Raw genomic sequence first — 14,544 nt, forward strand, 5'->3', positions numbered from 1 at the left:
ATAATGGCCTTATCTAAGGCATGCATTGTGTCTAGTAAGTTCGTTATACAAAGCTACTAAAAAACGCTCAATGTCCCCGCGTAGCGCTAGCGCCGCCTCGGCCTCCTGCTCGGGGAGCTGCTGCCCCTTATCCCTCGGCCTCCTGACTGGTATTCCTCAGGGGTGCTGACCGATATCCCTCAGCCCTCCTGACCGATATCCCTCACGCTCCGCACTGGCGTCCCTCAAGGGGCTGACAGATATCCCTCGGAGAGCTGCGGGCTAAGGGGTAGATGCTCAAGGGGCTAGCGTGGCCGCTCCTCCGAGCCTCAGAGGCCTACGCTGCCCCCTTCCCCAAGGGCTGTCACTCGCAGCGTACGGGTGGACTACCGCCCAAGTAGCGGGCTCGGCCTACCTATTATATTGTAGTGCTGCGAAGGGAAAATACCTATCCTCAGTGATTGCGGCGTGTAGGTCAGACCCTTATCTTTGCGACGCTTTACCGAATTGAGCCCCATTACGTCAATGCATCATCTACTTCAGCGCGGCCTAGCCCCATACTTCCTCCTCTTGCTTCTCCTAGCCCCGACCCTAGCCGAGGCGCAGGCCCTCGTGACCCTACGCGGCCGAGTGCTCTCTACGGAGGGGCAGCCTATTCCCTACGCTGGCCTACAGCTCGGGGGGAGCCGACGGGGCGCCGTAGCAGACTCGCTGGGGGGCTATCAGCTGCAGCTCCCCGAGGGGCGCTACCGCCTGCGCGTCTCTGCGCTAGGCTATCAGAGCCAGCAGCGTGAGCTCGTGCTGACGACGCACACGCCTGAGCTACAGCTAGACTTCCGCCTCGTCGCCAGCAGCCGCCAGCTGGAGGGCGTAGAGATCGTAGCCCGAGGGATAGGGCGTCTACAGCGATCGCCGTACAACGCAGTGACGCTGGAGAGCCGCGCCTATCGCTCCTCGACCAAGAGCCTAAGCGACGTCCTCGCTGCAGCCCCAGGCGTCAAGGTGCGCCAGATGGGCGGGGTCGGCTCGGATACGAACGTATCGCTGGACGGCTTCAGCGGCAAGCATGTCAAGGTCTTCATCGACGGTATCCCACAGGAGGGACTAGGGCGGAGCTTTGGCCTCAATAATATCCCCATCAGCTATGCCGAGCGCATCGAGGTCTACCGAGGGGTAGTCCCCGTGGACTTCGCTACGGACGCTATCGGTGGGGTGATCAATATCGTCACCTCGCAGCGCACGCGTCCCTGGTACGTCGATGCCTCCTACGCAGCGGGCTCCTTCGCTACGCACCGCTCTACGCTCAGCGTGGGGGGACGCCTGGGGCAAGCTGGCTTCTTCGGTGTCGAGGCCTTCCAGAACTATTCGCGCAACAACTACTGGGTCGACACCCCCGTGCAGGACTTTGCCTCGGGGACAATCGACCTAGACCGTGTGGAGCACGTGCAGCGCTTCCACGATGCCTATCATAACGAGGCGGTGGTCGCCAAGCTCGGCCTGCAGCGCCAGCCCTGGGCCGATCGCCTCCAGCTGAGCCTGCGCTATGCTCAGTACTACAAGGAGATCCAGACGGGCGTACGGCAGAGTATCGTCTTCGGCGAGCGTCATCGCCGTGGCTACAGCTGGTCCCCCACGCTGGAGTACGTACGACGCCAGCTGCTGGATGGGCGCCTGGATCTGACGCTCATGACGAGCTACACGCAGGCACGCAATACCCTCATTGATACTACGGCCTATAAGTACAACTGGCGTGGGGAGCGTGAGCTCGGCCTGGGGCTCGGGGAGCAGGGCTACGCGCACAATCGTGATGATGAGCGTACCTGGACGGCCTCGCTGTCCTCACAGCTGCGTTTGAGGTCGGGTGCAACGCTCAAGCTGAGCCATCAGTTCAGTCACTTCACCCGCGAGACGAGCTCCTTGCTGGCGCGCCAGGCCGTGGGGACGGATATCCCCGATCGCACGGCCAAGGGCGTCACGGGGCTCTCGCTGCAGCTGCGCCCTGAGGCTTGGCTCGGGACGACGCTCTTCGTGAAGCACTACCTGCAGCGTGTCTCAGGGGCTATAGCGACGACGGGGCTGCAGGGTCAGTTCGTCCGTCACAGCTATGCGACCAGTACCTTCGGCTACGGACTCGCCAGCTCGGCCGAGCTGGGCCATGGCTGGCAGCTCAAGGCCTCCTATGAGCGCGCCTACCGCCTGCCCTCGATCACGGAGCTCTTCGGCGACAATGACCTCGATCAGGGGAAGCTAGGGCTACGCCCCGAGTATAGCCACAACCTCAATCTCAATGCGAGCTGGAGCCATCGCCTCGGTGCGCTGCATCAGCTCCTCCTCGAGGGGGGGCTGATCTGGCGTGATACTCGGGACTACATCCAGCGTACAGTGCAGAATAATGGGGGCGGGCACTGGGGCGCTAGCTATATCAACTACGGCCGCGTCCAGACACGTGGGCTCAACCTCGGCCTGCACTATGACTACTCCGATTGGCTGAGCCTCGGGGGAAACTACACGCTGATGGACGTACGCGACGCCCTGGCTACCGACCCGACCAGCGGCCTGCCCAACGTGGGCTACAAGCATCGTATGCCTAACCTCCCTTACTCCTTCGGGGGCCTCGAGCTCAGCCTCAGGAGAAAGGGGATCCTCGGGGAGGGCTCCCTCCTGAGCCTAGGCTACGACAACCAGTATACGCGTGCCTTCACCTTCTACTCCGAGCGGCTTGGAGTCAACGCCCGTGACTTCCTCGTGCCCGACCAGCTCGCGCACAACCTCACCATGACGCTCTCCTTAGCTCGAGAGCGCTATGCCCTCTCCCTCGAGTGCCGCAATCTAACCGATGCAGCCCTATACGATAACTATAGCTTGCAGAAGGCTGGGCGTGCCATCTACGCCAAGCTACGCGTGCACCTCGGACACTAATTCACCTTTATTATCCAGTAATCCAACTAGCCCATGCGCTATCATCTGATCCCCTCTCTAGGTCTATCGGGGCTGGCCCTCTGCGCCGGCCTCCTTGCTTCCTGCTCTAGCAAGAGCGATACGCCCCAGCCTACTCCTCAGCCCCAGCCCGGCCCTCAGCCCGCTGCTAAGCACTATGTCCTAGCGGTGAACGCCAGTGCCTCGGGCAACCAGTCCACCACGCTGCTACTCAAGCTCACCGATATCAGCAGCCCGCGTACCCTCTCTGTCGCCGAAGGCCTACAGACCGATGGCGGCACCGAGTACGTCTACCTCAATGATCATCGCTACCTCTACAGCATCGCCTACCGCCAGGCAGGCAAGACGGCGACCTTCTCCTATGCCCTTGGTGCTGATGGGGCGCTGACCAAGCGAAGCAAGAGCTTCGAGGGCAATCGCTTCACCTCCTTCGGCGTCGTAGGGAATACCCTCATCACCAGCTCCACGGGGCAGTCACCGCAGAGCACCCCCGATGCGGCAGGCTATCGCCCTATGTCCTTCCTGCTGACCTACCTAGATGCGCAGACAGAGACGCAGACGCAGTACAACCAGCTGACAGCCGAGAATTTCCTCGGTACGGGCGAGTTCGTCACGCTCTGCGGCCTGCAGCCACACGAGGGTAAGCTCTATGCTGGGGTCATCCCTATGGGCCTCAGTCAGTACGGGGCGAATATAGATGCGCAGTGGCAGGGCGATAGCTATATCTCGGGCAAGTGGGTCAAGAAGGGGAATGAAGACCTCGTGAAGACCCAGAATGGAGGATCTCAGAGCAGTGCCTACAAGCGCGGTGAGCTGCAGTGGACCCAGTACCCTGACTCCTGCCATGTGGCCATCTTCGCCGACAGCCGCCTTAGCTCGGCCAAGATCATCAAGACCGATCGGATCAGCTACCCCGCAGGTCGCTTCAAGAGCCAGTACTACCAGATGATCTGGCCTGATGCCTCGGGGGACCTCTATGTCTTCTCGCCTAGCTTTGCCAAGACGATGACCGATGCCCGCCAGCGCACCAAGCTCCCCGCAGGGGTGATGCGTATCCGCAAGGGGACAGAGGCCTTTGATGCTAGCTACTACTACAACCTCGATCAGCTGTCGGGCGACCGAGGCTTCCAGCATGTCTTCCCCCTCTCGGGAGATGCCTTCCTCATCTACCTGTATAATCAGTCCTTCGCTAAGCTGACCAATCAGCAGCTGGCCTCGCAGCTAGCTATCTTCCACGCGCAGACGGGTCGCTGGGTCAATGTGACTGGGCTGCCTCAGGATGTCACCGAGTTCGGTGGTCGTCCCCTAGTGGAGCAGGGACTGGCCTATGTGCCCGTCATGAGCAAGTCTCAGCGCCCCGCGCTCTACTCTATCGACCTCACGACGGGCGCCGCCACGCGCCGTGTCGAGGTAGAGGCTACGCGTATCAGCTCTGTCGGCTACCTCCAGCGCTAAGCCCTCTGGCTTAGTCTGCACTTATATCCCAAGCCTTAGCCTAGGGCGTCCTGTCTACACTGGATCAGGGCGCCCTAGGACTTCTTCCTTTATCCCCCTACAGGCTTACCTATCCCCTTAGTCAAGCGACACTATGCGCAAAGTATCGAAGAAGCTACACCTCTGGCTTAGCCTCCCGCTGGGTCTCGTCATCTCCATCGTCTGCCTCTCGGGCGCTGTCCTGGCCTTCGAGCAGGAGCTGACGGAGCTCGTCTACCGCCCTCGCTACTATGTCGAGCCGCTCCCTAGTCCCCGCCTGCCGCTGGATCAGCTAGCCCTCACGGTCGCACGGACGCTCCCCGATACGGTGACTGTCACGGGCATCACCGTGCCCTCAGATAGTACGCGCTCCTATACCGTCCTCCTGTCAGCGCCTCGCGGTGCGGGTGTCCTCGTCGATCCCTACCGCGGCACGATCCTCGGGCGGAGTGACCGGACGCCCTTCTTCGCTACTGTCCGCCGCCTACACCGCTGGCTGCTCTGGAGCAAGCCCACCGAGGGCGACGGCCCTTCCTGGGGGCGTATCATCGTCGGGACGAGCGTGCTGCTCTTCGTCCTTAGCCTCCTGACGGGCCTGGTGGCCTGGTGGCCGAAGCAGCTCAAGGGCTTAGGTAAGCGGCTGAAGATCCATACCGACAAAGGGCGGCCGCGCCTCTTTCATGAGCTACACACGGTAGGGGGGCTCTATGCGCTCGTCCTGCTGCTGGTGATGGCCCTCACAGGGCTCACTTGGTCCTTCGAGTGGTACAAGAGCGGCTTCTATGCCGTCCTAGGTGTCGAGCTCCCCAAGGAGCAGCACGGGGAGAAGCCTGCAGGAGCTAAGGGCGGTCATGGTAAGGGCGATCGGACAAGGAAGGCTAAGGGAGGCGAGAGCCCAGGGGCGGGAGAAGCTCGCCCAGCACTGCCGCCGAGCTCTGTCTACTGGCCGCAGCTCTATGCCGCGGTGCACCAGATGAAGCCCTATCCCGAGATCACGCTGCGGAAGGACGAGGTCAGTGCCCGCTGCAGCACCGTGGGGAACGTCCGCGCCGCTGATATCTATAGCTTCGATCCCGAGACGGGGACGCTCGGCGCGTGCAAGCGCTATGACGAGGCTGCGCCTGCAGGTCGCCTACGTGGCTGGATCTACTCCGTCCATACGGGTGCCTGGGGCGGCTGGCTGACTCAGCTCCTCTACTGCCTCGCGGCACTCCTAGGGGGGACGCTGCCGCTGACGGGCTATTACCTCTTCGCACGGCGTCGCTGGGGGAGGGGAGCGAAGAAGCCTAATCGCCGCTCCTAGGACGAGGCTGAGCCTCAAGGCCTGTAACGGTGCTCAGGAGGCTTAGCCCCGAGCTCGGCGCTTGCCTCGGAGCGCCGAGCTCCACCCCGCGATGCTCCCTAGCAGCGGGGGAGAGGCCCCAGCCTAGACCGTGTCCCTAAGGCCCGAGCAGGGCAGGGACTAGATGATCCCCCCGTTCTAGCTCCCTGACTGATATCCCTCAAGGGTGCTGCCTGATACCCCTCACGCCCCGTACTCGCGTCCCTCAAGGGGCTGACTGATATCCCTCAGGGGCTCTCCCCCTTATACCCCAGTCTCGCTGGAGCAGTGTCGCTCCCTCGTCCTGCCGCTACTCGTGGAGGAGTCCCGAGGGGTGGGGGAGGAGGCCTCAGCCCTAGGACGCAGCTCGCTAGCGGGAGGTGCTGGGCGGGGAGAAATCCTTATTTTTGCTGCGCCTTAGCACTAGGCTGAGGCGACCAATGACTTAACCAAGCTCTCCACTACGACTATGATATCCTTCGTATCCTTGGGGCCAGGTGACCCCGAGCTGATCACGCTGCAGGCGCTGCGCTGCCTGCAGGCGGCCGACTGCATCTACGCCCCCGTCCCCGTCTCGGCCAAGGGACGCCACAGCTCCAAGGCCGAGGAGATGATGCTCGCCCTAGACATTCGCCCCGAGCAGATCCAGCTCTATGATCTGCCGATGAGCAAGCAGCGCGAGGGTGCCTGCGCGGCCTACAGCCAGCTCGCCGAGGAGCTCATCCGCCGCGAGCGCTCCGAGCCCGAGTGCTCCCTTGTAGTGGTGGCTGAGGGCGACAGTGGCTTCTACTCCTCCTCCGCCTACATCAGCGAGCAGGTAGAGGCTGCGGGGCTCGCGGTACGCCAGCTCTGCGGGGTGCCTGCCTTCATCGCCTGCAATGCGCTGGCGGGCGGGCAGCTGGTGCAGCTCGAGGAGCAGTGCCGTGTGATCCCAGGCGAGGCCACCGAGGCCGAGTGGCAGGAGGCCTGGGGCTCTATCCATACGATCGTGGTGATGAAGGGCTCGCTGTGCGAGGCCGAGATCAAGCGGGCGGTGGCAGCTCATCCCGAGCGTCGCTGGCAGTACTTCGAGTTCGTCGGCATGCCCAAGGAGTACGTCACGGAGCGCCCTGAGGAGATCCTAGAGCGCAGCTTCCCCTACTTCTCCATCATCATCAGCAAGCGCCGCTAGGCGGCTGCGGCCTCGGGCTAGACGCAGGGATTGTCGTATCTTTGCCCTGCTGCCTCAGCGTGAGGCTATTGAGCTAAAGACAAGAAGATAGATGGCAAAGAACAATATGATCTTCGGCATCCACCCGCTGCTAGAGGCGCTGGAGGCTGGCCGAGAGATCGACAAGGTAATGATGAGGCGCGGACTGCGTACCGAGGAGAGCGCACGTATCCTAGCACTCTCGCGTGAGCGCTCGGTGCCCGTACAGTTCGTCCCCGAGGAGCGTCTGGGGCGCTTGACCCAGCGCCAGCACCAGGGTGTCATCGCCTTCATCAGCGAGATCGAGTACACGCCGCTGGAGGAGCTGGTGGCGCGTGTCTACGAGGAGGGGCGTGCCCCCTTCATCGTGCTGCTGGATGGGCTGACGGACGTGCGTAACTTCGGCGCGATCGCCCGCACGGCGGAGTGCGCTGGGGTAGATGCCCTCGTCATCCCCGAGCGAGGCAGCGTGAGCGTGACGGCTGACGCCGTCAAGACCTCCGCAGGGGCGCTGCACCGTATCCCCGTGTGCCGCGTGAGCAGCATCGCCGCAGCTGTCGGCCTGCTGCAGAGCAGTGGCGTGCGCGTGGTGGCTGCCTCGGAGAAGGCCGAGGAGCGCTATACCGAGACTGCGCTCCAGCTGCCGTTGGGGCTCGTCATGGGCGCTGAGGACCACGGGGTATCGACTGATGTGCTCCGCATGGCCGATAGCATCACCCGCATCCCACAGGTCGGTGCCATCGGTTCGCTCAATGTCTCCGTCGCCGCCGGCATCCTGATCTACGAGGCCGTACGTCAGGAGCAGCTCGGCGCCTAAGCTCTACCCATACTAGGAGGATAAGGCTATGCTGATACGACTTTACCCTGACGCCCCCGACTATCGCCTGCTGAGCGAGCTCATCGACCAGCTGCGTGAGGGCGCCGTCTTCATCTATCCTACGGCCTCGGGCTATGCCTACTGCTGCGATGCCCTGCAGCCTAAGGCCATCGAGGCCCTGTGCCGGCTCAAGGGGGTCGACCCCAAGAAGAAGTCCCTCTCCATCGCCTGCGCCTCGCTCAGCCAGGTCTCGGAGTACTGCAAGATGAACGACCGTGCCTTCAAGTTCATCAAAGACCACGAGCACAACTATACCTTCATCCTACCAGCAGCGGGGGCACTACCCAAGATCTTCAAGCGCCGCAACGAGGTCGGGGTACGCCTAGCACAGCACGCTGTAGGGCGCCTGCTCTCGGAGCACCTCGGCAATCCGCTGGTGACGGCTTCGCTCCCCATCGAGGACGAGACGGAGCCCGAGTATGCGACCGACCCCGAGCTGATCGATGAGCGCTTCGGGCGCCTGGTGGCGGGGGTCTTCGACGCGGGTATTGTGCCGCTCGCCCCCTCGACGATCGTGGACTGCACGACGGAGCCCTTCGAGGTGCTGCGCCATGGGCACGGTCGTCTGACCGACGACGAGCCACTGCTGCGCGAGGACTAGCCTAGACCTATTATATACCTATTGATACGATGATCGAATTCTTTGCGGACGAGGATGTAGTACGCCCCGCCCTGCGCGAGCGCCTGGTGAAGACCTGGATCAAGGAGGTCGCCGCGAGCTACAAGCGCAAGGTCGACCAGCTGTACTACCAGTTCTGTAGCGACGAGCATATCCTGCGGGTCAACCAGGAGTTTCTTCAGCACGACTATTACACCGATATTATCACCTTCGACAACAGTGAGGGGCAGCGCATCGCGGGCGATCTCTTGATCAGCCTCGACACAGTCAGGAGCAATGCCGAGGAGGCAGGCGCCCCCTTCGACGAGGAGCTCCATAGGGTGATCATTCATGGGGTGCTGCACCTCTGCGGGCTCAATGACAAGGCCCCTGGTGAGCCCGAGCAGATGCGTGCCGCCGAGGACAAGGCGCTGGAGCTCCTGCGCTCGCACCTCAAGCCAGGCGAGCCCTTCCTCCTCTAGATGACCCGTCTAATGCCTCTTCTACAGGGACTTGAAGCGTCGCAGATGCGTCCGCTCCCAGCCCCAGTGGTCGCTCTTACGCAGAAAAGCCGTTACTTTGTAGTCTAATTGGACAATTCGATCGAGACGTGAACTTAATCATCGACCAAGGGAATACGGTATGTAAGGTAGCGGTGGCTGTGGGCAAGGAGCTGCACAAGCACTGTACCTACCCCCAGCTCTCCCTGCGCGATGTGCATCAGATCCTCGCGGCCTACCCCGACATAGACGCAGCCGTCTACAGCTCGGTAGCCCAGGTGGATCAGCCGCTGCTCGGGATGCTGTCGGAGCGTATGCCCCTGGTCATAGAGATCGGGGCGAGCACCCCAGTACCCCTAGAGATACGCTACGACCGAGCACGCCTCGGGAGCGATCGCCTCGCGGGGGTCGTCGGGGCCTACTCTCGGGTAGGCCGAGGGCGTGAGCTACTCGTCGTGGATGCTGGCACGGCCATCACCATCGAGCGGATCACCAGTGAGGGCGTCCATCTCGGGGGCAACATCTCCCCGGGACTCTACACGAGGACCAAGGCGCTCAATCACTTCACCTCGCGTCTGCCGCTGCTCTCGGATCTAGAGGATCTGACGCTCGGCTTCGGGCAGACGACGCGTGAGGCCATCAGCCGCGGCGTGCTGCAGGGGATCGTCTATGAGATAGACGGCTACATACAGGCCCTGAGAGCAGCGCACCCCGACGCGGTGGTATACCTGACGGGCGGCGATGCTACGTTAATACAGGAGACGCTGCGCCAGGAGGTCTGTGTCGACCCTGATCTTGTCCTCTACGGACTAAATGAAATACTGGAGTACAATAAATAGTAGTCAATGAAGAAGCTACTCATACAGCTGGTCCATGGCGGCCTCCTTACCCTAGCCGTGAGTACGACTCTGCTCGCGCAGAGCAACAACGAGCGCTCGCCCTACAGCCGCTACGGCTATGGCCGACTCGGCGCCCGCCAGACGGCCGCAGCTCGAGCTATGGGGGGACTAGGCATCAGCCTGCGTGACGGGCTCGTGGCCAATCCCGCGAACCCCGCCTCCTACACGGCTGTGGACTCGATGACCTTCATCATGGATCTGGCCGTATCGCTGCGCGGGGCTTACCTCAAGGAGAATGGCAAGACGGATAGCCGCGTGCTCGGCAATCTTGACTACGCTACGATCCTCTTCCCCGTGAGCCGTCATCTAGCGGTGAGCGCAGGGATCATGCCCTTCTCGACGGTCGGCTACCAGTTCGGCAATACCCAGCAGCTCGAGGGCACCCAGGGGGCCAATCCCTACCGCCGTACCTACTCGGGGCAGGGGAGCATCAATGACCTCTACCTCGGGCTAGCAGGCCGCATCGGCCACTTCTCGCTCGGGGTCAATGCCGCTTACCTCTTCGGCTACACCTCGCATCAGCGTCAGATCGACTTCCTACGCGAGGAGGCGGTCAACCCCATCTACCTGACGCAGCTCCACCTGACGGGCTTCAAGGTCGATGCGGGTCTGCAGTACGAGCTGATGCTGGACAAGAAGCATGAGCGTAGCCTGACGATAGGGGTAACCTTCGCCCCCAAGATGTCGCTGCGCTCGGAGCGTATCCAGCAGCAGCTGCGCTACAACGGGCAGACCAATCAGAGCACCCTCCTGCTGAGCGATACGACGAGCTCGACGAGCCAGCATATCGTACCCCTCAGTGCGGGCTTCGGTATCAGCTACCGACGCACGAACTCGCTCCTCATTGGCCTGGATGCCAGCTATCAGAAGTGGAGCGAGTCGAAGTATACCGACGGCGACGCTACCTTCACCGATCGCTATCGTGCCGCCCTCGGGCTGGAGTGGATCCCCAACCACCGAGCACGCAACCCCTTCTCTCAGGCGCGCTATCGCCTCGGACTGAATGGGGCTAACTCCTACCTCAAGGTGCCTACCCCTAGCGGGGAGCTCACGGGCTACACCGAGCTAGGTGCCTCCCTCGGGGTCGGGATCCCGCTCATCGACCGCCGCTCGCTGCTGAATATCAGCATCGACTACAACTACCTCCGCCCTGGCAAGGCCGATATGGTCAGCGAGCACAGCCTCGGTCTGACGGTCGGCGTTACCTTCAACGAGGGCTGGTTCCGCAAGGCACGTATCAACTAGCCTCACGCATCGCTATACAAGGATTGATATCACACTAAATAGAAGACAAGACACATGAAACTGAACAGAATGCTCTTGGTCGCAGCCCTGGGACTTCTCTCCACGGCTGCTTATGCCCAGACGGGGAAGGCCTCTGGTACGCCTTTTGGCCACGGTCAGGATAGTATCCGCTGCCGCCAAAGCATCAGCCTCTTCACGAGCCTAGGGAAGACGGGCAACTACCAGGACGCCCTCGAGCACTGGAAGAAGGCCTACGAAGAATGCCCCGCCTCCTCGAAGAATATCTATATCATCGGCTCGAAGATCCTGCACTGGCGCCTAGAGCAGGCCAAGGATCCCGCAGCGAAGAAGGCTGTACTGGAGCAGCTCCTCAAGCTCTACGATGATCGCGCTACCTACTTCGGTGACGACGACAAGATGCCTGTGGACAAGATCATGCTCGCCAAGACGAAGGACTATCTCGCTATCGCAGGTAAGGACGCTGACTACACCAAGATCTACGCTTGGCTGAAGCCCGCCATCGCTCAGACCAAGGGTGCTACGGCTCCCGAGGCACTCTACTACTATACCTTCGCCTCTCGCTCGGTCGCTATGCGTGACACTACGAAGATCGAGAACTACATCAAGGATTACCTCGAGGCTACGGGCTTCGCCGATGAGGCGCTGGCTGCCGCTGGCGAAGACGTCGCTGCACGCAAGCTCGTCGAGGACTTCAAGAATCCTATGGATACGGAGTTCGCTCAGAGCGGGCTGGCTGGCTGTGACCTGCTGACCAAGCTCTACACCTCCGATAAGATCGATGAGCACAAGGCAGACAAGGCTTATCTGACGACGACGGTAGCCCTCTTCCAGGCTGCTGGCTGTGACGCTCCTGCCGTCTTCCGCGCTAGCCGCTACCTCTTCGACATCGAGCCCACGGCCAACGCTGCTATGGGGCTTGCTGGTGAGGCCATCTCCTCAGGTAAGTATGCCGAGGCTTCGGAGTACCTCAACAAGGCCATCGCTTTGGCGAAGACTTCTGCTGAGCGCGTCAAGTGCTACGAGGTCCTCATCCAGCTCTCGCTCAAGCAGGGCAACCACGGTCAGGCACGTACCTATGCCAACAAGGTGCTTGCTGAGAACCCCAACTCTGGCCAGGCGCTCATCGTCCTAGCTCAGAGTACGGCTAATTCCGCCAGCAGCTTCTTCCCCGGTGACCCCGTCAAGCAGCGCTGCGTCTACTACCTCGTCATCAACAAGCTGCGCCGTGCTGCTAGCGTGGATCCCAAGGTAGCTGGTCAGGCCAACCGCCTCATCGCCACCTACCAGCGCTACCTCCCCTCCGCTCAGGATATCTTCATGCACCCCGAGCTGAAGAAGGGCAGCACGCTCAACATCGGTGGCGAGACCATCGTCATCCCTTAGTCTAGAGCATACCTAGCGTATGATAGACTTGCGCTCGCCCCGAGGGGCGAAGCCATTACAACTAGAGCTCTCCACCGAGGATCGTAGGTCCTCGGTGGAGAGCTCCTCTTTTTCCCTACGTCTGCTGCTCGTGCGTCTGGGGGCGGCCTTAGCGCTCCTCTTCCTCGGCCTCACTACGGCCTGCACGAAGGAGCGTGTCGAGGTCAAGAACCTAGATGTCAACCCCGACTCGCTCTACACGGCACGCATGCTCCAGCTCAATACGCTGATCTCGGACTCGGGGCTTGTGCGCTACCGTATGACGGCGCCTGTGCTGCTCATCTACGAGCGTCCCGAGCGCAACGAGTGGGTCTTCCCTAAGGGCCTGCTGCTACGTCCCTACGATGCGAGTCAGGGCAGCCAGGTCTTCATCAAGGCGGACTCGGCCGTCCGACGCACCGAGCACGAGGAGTGGGAGCTGGTCGGGCACGTCCAGGTGCAGGGCCCCAAGGGCGAGCGCCTCAGCACGCACCGCCTCTTTTGGCAACGCGATGCCCGCAAGCTCTATTCGCGGGACACGACCTACTTCTTTACTCAGGGGCGTGAGCTCCGAGGCTCACGCTTCGAGGCCACCGATGACCTCAGCTGGTACGAGATTCAGGATAACAAGGGCAGCCTAGAGTATGAGGATAAGCCCTCACCTGCTGCCCCTGCTTCGTCTCCCGCACCTACTTCCTCCCCCGCACAGCCCGCTAGCCCTGCTACGCCTGCCGTACCTGCTCGTCCTTCCGCTCCAGCTACTCCATCAGCACCTGCTGTCCCAGCTCGCCCCGCTACCCCAGCTCGTGTCTCCTAGCTGCTATTCCCTAGACCGATGACGATCTACCTGTATATCTTCCTAAGTCTCCTGGCCTCGGCCTTCTTTTCGGGGATGGAGATAGCCTTCCTCTCCTCGGACAAGCTGCGTCTGGAGCTCGACCGTACCAAGGGCGGGCTCTCGGCTAAGGTACTAGGCCTCTTCTTCGCACGCCCAGACCGCTTCATCACGACGATGCTGCTGGGCAATAATGTGGCCCTGGTCATCTACGGGCTGCTGATGGCAGAGCTGATGGAGCCCTGGCTGCAGCGTCTCGTAGGCGATAGCGACGGGCTGATCCTGCTGCTGCAGTCGGTGCTCAGCACGCTGCTCATCCTCTTCGTCGGGGAGTTCCTCCCGAAGGTGACCTTCAGGGCGAATCCCAACCGCACGATGCGCTTCTTCTCCTCGCTCCTGCTCCTGGTCTATATCCTGCTCTATCCCTTCGTCTACGTCATCGGCTGGATCACACGCCTTGTCCTCTTCCTGGCGGGGCAGCGCAGCACGAGTGTGGCCATTCGTCCCGCCCTCTCCTCACTGGATCTCGAGTACTACCTGACGCACAGCTCGGATGACGGACAGGCCTCGGGCATAGAGACCGAGGTCAAGATCATTCAGAATGCCATCGGCTTCGCGGAGCTGCAGGTGCGCGACTGTCTCCTGCCGCGCAACGAGATCGTCGGTGCCGAGCTCAATACCACCCGCGAGCATCTCGAGCGGCTCTTCATCTCCACGGGCCTCTCCAAGCTCATCATCTATCGCGATAATATCGACGATGTCGTGGGCTACATCCACTCCAGTGAGATGTTCCGCCCAGGGCCTTGGCAGGAGCGCATCGTCCCAGCGGTCTTTGTCCCTGAGAGTATGCAGACCAGCACGCTGATGAAGCTCCTGATGCAGCGCAAGAAGAGCATCGCCATCGTCATCGACGAGCTGGGCGGTACCGCAGGGCTCATCACGCTGGAGGATGTCGTAGAGGAGATCTTCGGTGACATCGAGGACGAGCACGACCGTCAGAAGCGTATCGCCAAGCAGCTGGACGAGTCGACCTACCTCTTCAGCGGCCGTATGGAGATCGATGACATCAACGAGCAGTTCGATCTCACGCTCCCCGAGGATGAAGACTACCAGACGGTAGCGGGCTTCATCCTCCATCACCATCCCAGTATTCCCACGCCTGGAGAGGTCCTCGAGATCGAGGGCTTCAGCTTCGAGATCCTGCGCTCGACCTCGACTAAAATCGTCCTGGTGAAGATGCGCCTGCGCTAGCAGCCGCACGAAGCTACT

At 61.7% G+C, this 14,544-nt stretch carries 12 protein-coding genes; all 12 read left to right on the forward strand.

All coding sequences use genetic code 11. The annotated features are described in order from the left end of the window. The first annotated feature begins 504 nt into the window (after positions 1-504). Complete coding sequence (locus Q0248_RS06445) at positions 505-2,898, forward strand: TonB-dependent receptor (RefSeq protein ID WP_299320857.1); 2,394 nt, start codon at positions 505-507, stop codon at positions 2,896-2,898. Positions 2,899-2,931: 33 nt separating this feature from the next. Next, a complete protein-coding gene (locus Q0248_RS06450; RefSeq protein WP_299320858.1) occupies positions 2,932-4,371 on the forward strand; it encodes a DUF4374 domain-containing protein in 1,440 nt (479 codons plus the stop codon). A 133-nt stretch (positions 4,372-4,504) separates the two neighbouring features. Continuing rightward, on the forward strand, positions 4,505-5,692 hold the full coding sequence (locus tag Q0248_RS06455) for a PepSY-associated TM helix domain-containing protein (RefSeq protein WP_299320860.1): 1,188 nt from the start codon (positions 4,505-4,507) through the stop codon (positions 5,690-5,692). Between the two features lie 487 nt (positions 5,693-6,179). Beyond that, positions 6,180-6,881, forward strand: a complete 702-nt coding sequence (locus tag Q0248_RS06460) for a precorrin-2 C(20)-methyltransferase (protein ID WP_299320862.1) — start codon at positions 6,180-6,182, stop codon at positions 6,879-6,881. Between the two features lie 91 nt (positions 6,882-6,972). Further along, complete coding sequence (rlmB, locus tag Q0248_RS06465) at positions 6,973-7,716, forward strand: 23S rRNA (guanosine(2251)-2'-O)-methyltransferase RlmB (protein ID WP_299320863.1); 744 nt, start codon at positions 6,973-6,975, stop codon at positions 7,714-7,716. 28 nt (positions 7,717-7,744) lie between these two features. Further along, the gene (locus tag Q0248_RS06470; RefSeq protein WP_211788059.1) at positions 7,745-8,377 is read left to right on the forward strand and encodes an L-threonylcarbamoyladenylate synthase; all 633 of its coding nucleotides are present in this window, start codon (positions 7,745-7,747) and stop codon (positions 8,375-8,377) included. A 29-nt stretch (positions 8,378-8,406) separates the two neighbouring features. Beyond that, entirely contained in the window at positions 8,407-8,856 is a 450-nt protein-coding gene (ybeY, locus tag Q0248_RS06475) for an rRNA maturation RNase YbeY (protein ID WP_299320865.1), read from the forward strand. 128 nt (positions 8,857-8,984) lie between these two features. Then, complete coding sequence (locus Q0248_RS06480) at positions 8,985-9,713, forward strand: type III pantothenate kinase (RefSeq protein ID WP_299320867.1); 729 nt, start codon at positions 8,985-8,987, stop codon at positions 9,711-9,713. 6 nt (positions 9,714-9,719) lie between these two features. Beyond that, entirely contained in the window at positions 9,720-11,018 is a 1,299-nt protein-coding gene (locus Q0248_RS06485) for a hypothetical protein (RefSeq protein ID WP_299320869.1), read from the forward strand. A gap of 54 nt (positions 11,019-11,072) precedes the next feature. Next, positions 11,073-12,422, forward strand: coding sequence for a hypothetical protein (locus Q0248_RS06490; RefSeq protein ID WP_299320870.1), 1,350 nt, complete (start codon positions 11,073-11,075; stop codon positions 12,420-12,422). A 19-nt stretch (positions 12,423-12,441) separates the two neighbouring features. After that, positions 12,442-13,257 carry an LPS export ABC transporter periplasmic protein LptC gene (lptC, locus tag Q0248_RS06495; RefSeq protein WP_299320872.1) on the forward strand — a complete coding sequence of 272 codons (816 nt, stop codon included), beginning with the start codon at positions 12,442-12,444 and terminating at the stop codon, positions 13,255-13,257. Positions 13,258-13,275: 18 nt separating this feature from the next. Further along, positions 13,276-14,526, forward strand: a complete 1,251-nt coding sequence (locus Q0248_RS06500) for a hemolysin family protein (RefSeq protein ID WP_299320873.1) — start codon at positions 13,276-13,278, stop codon at positions 14,524-14,526. The last annotated feature ends 18 nt before the right edge of the window (positions 14,527-14,544 follow it).

The sequence above is a fragment of the uncultured Porphyromonas sp. genome, from assembly GCF_938046015.1.
Lineage (GTDB): Bacteria > Bacteroidota > Bacteroidia > Bacteroidales > Porphyromonadaceae > Porphyromonas.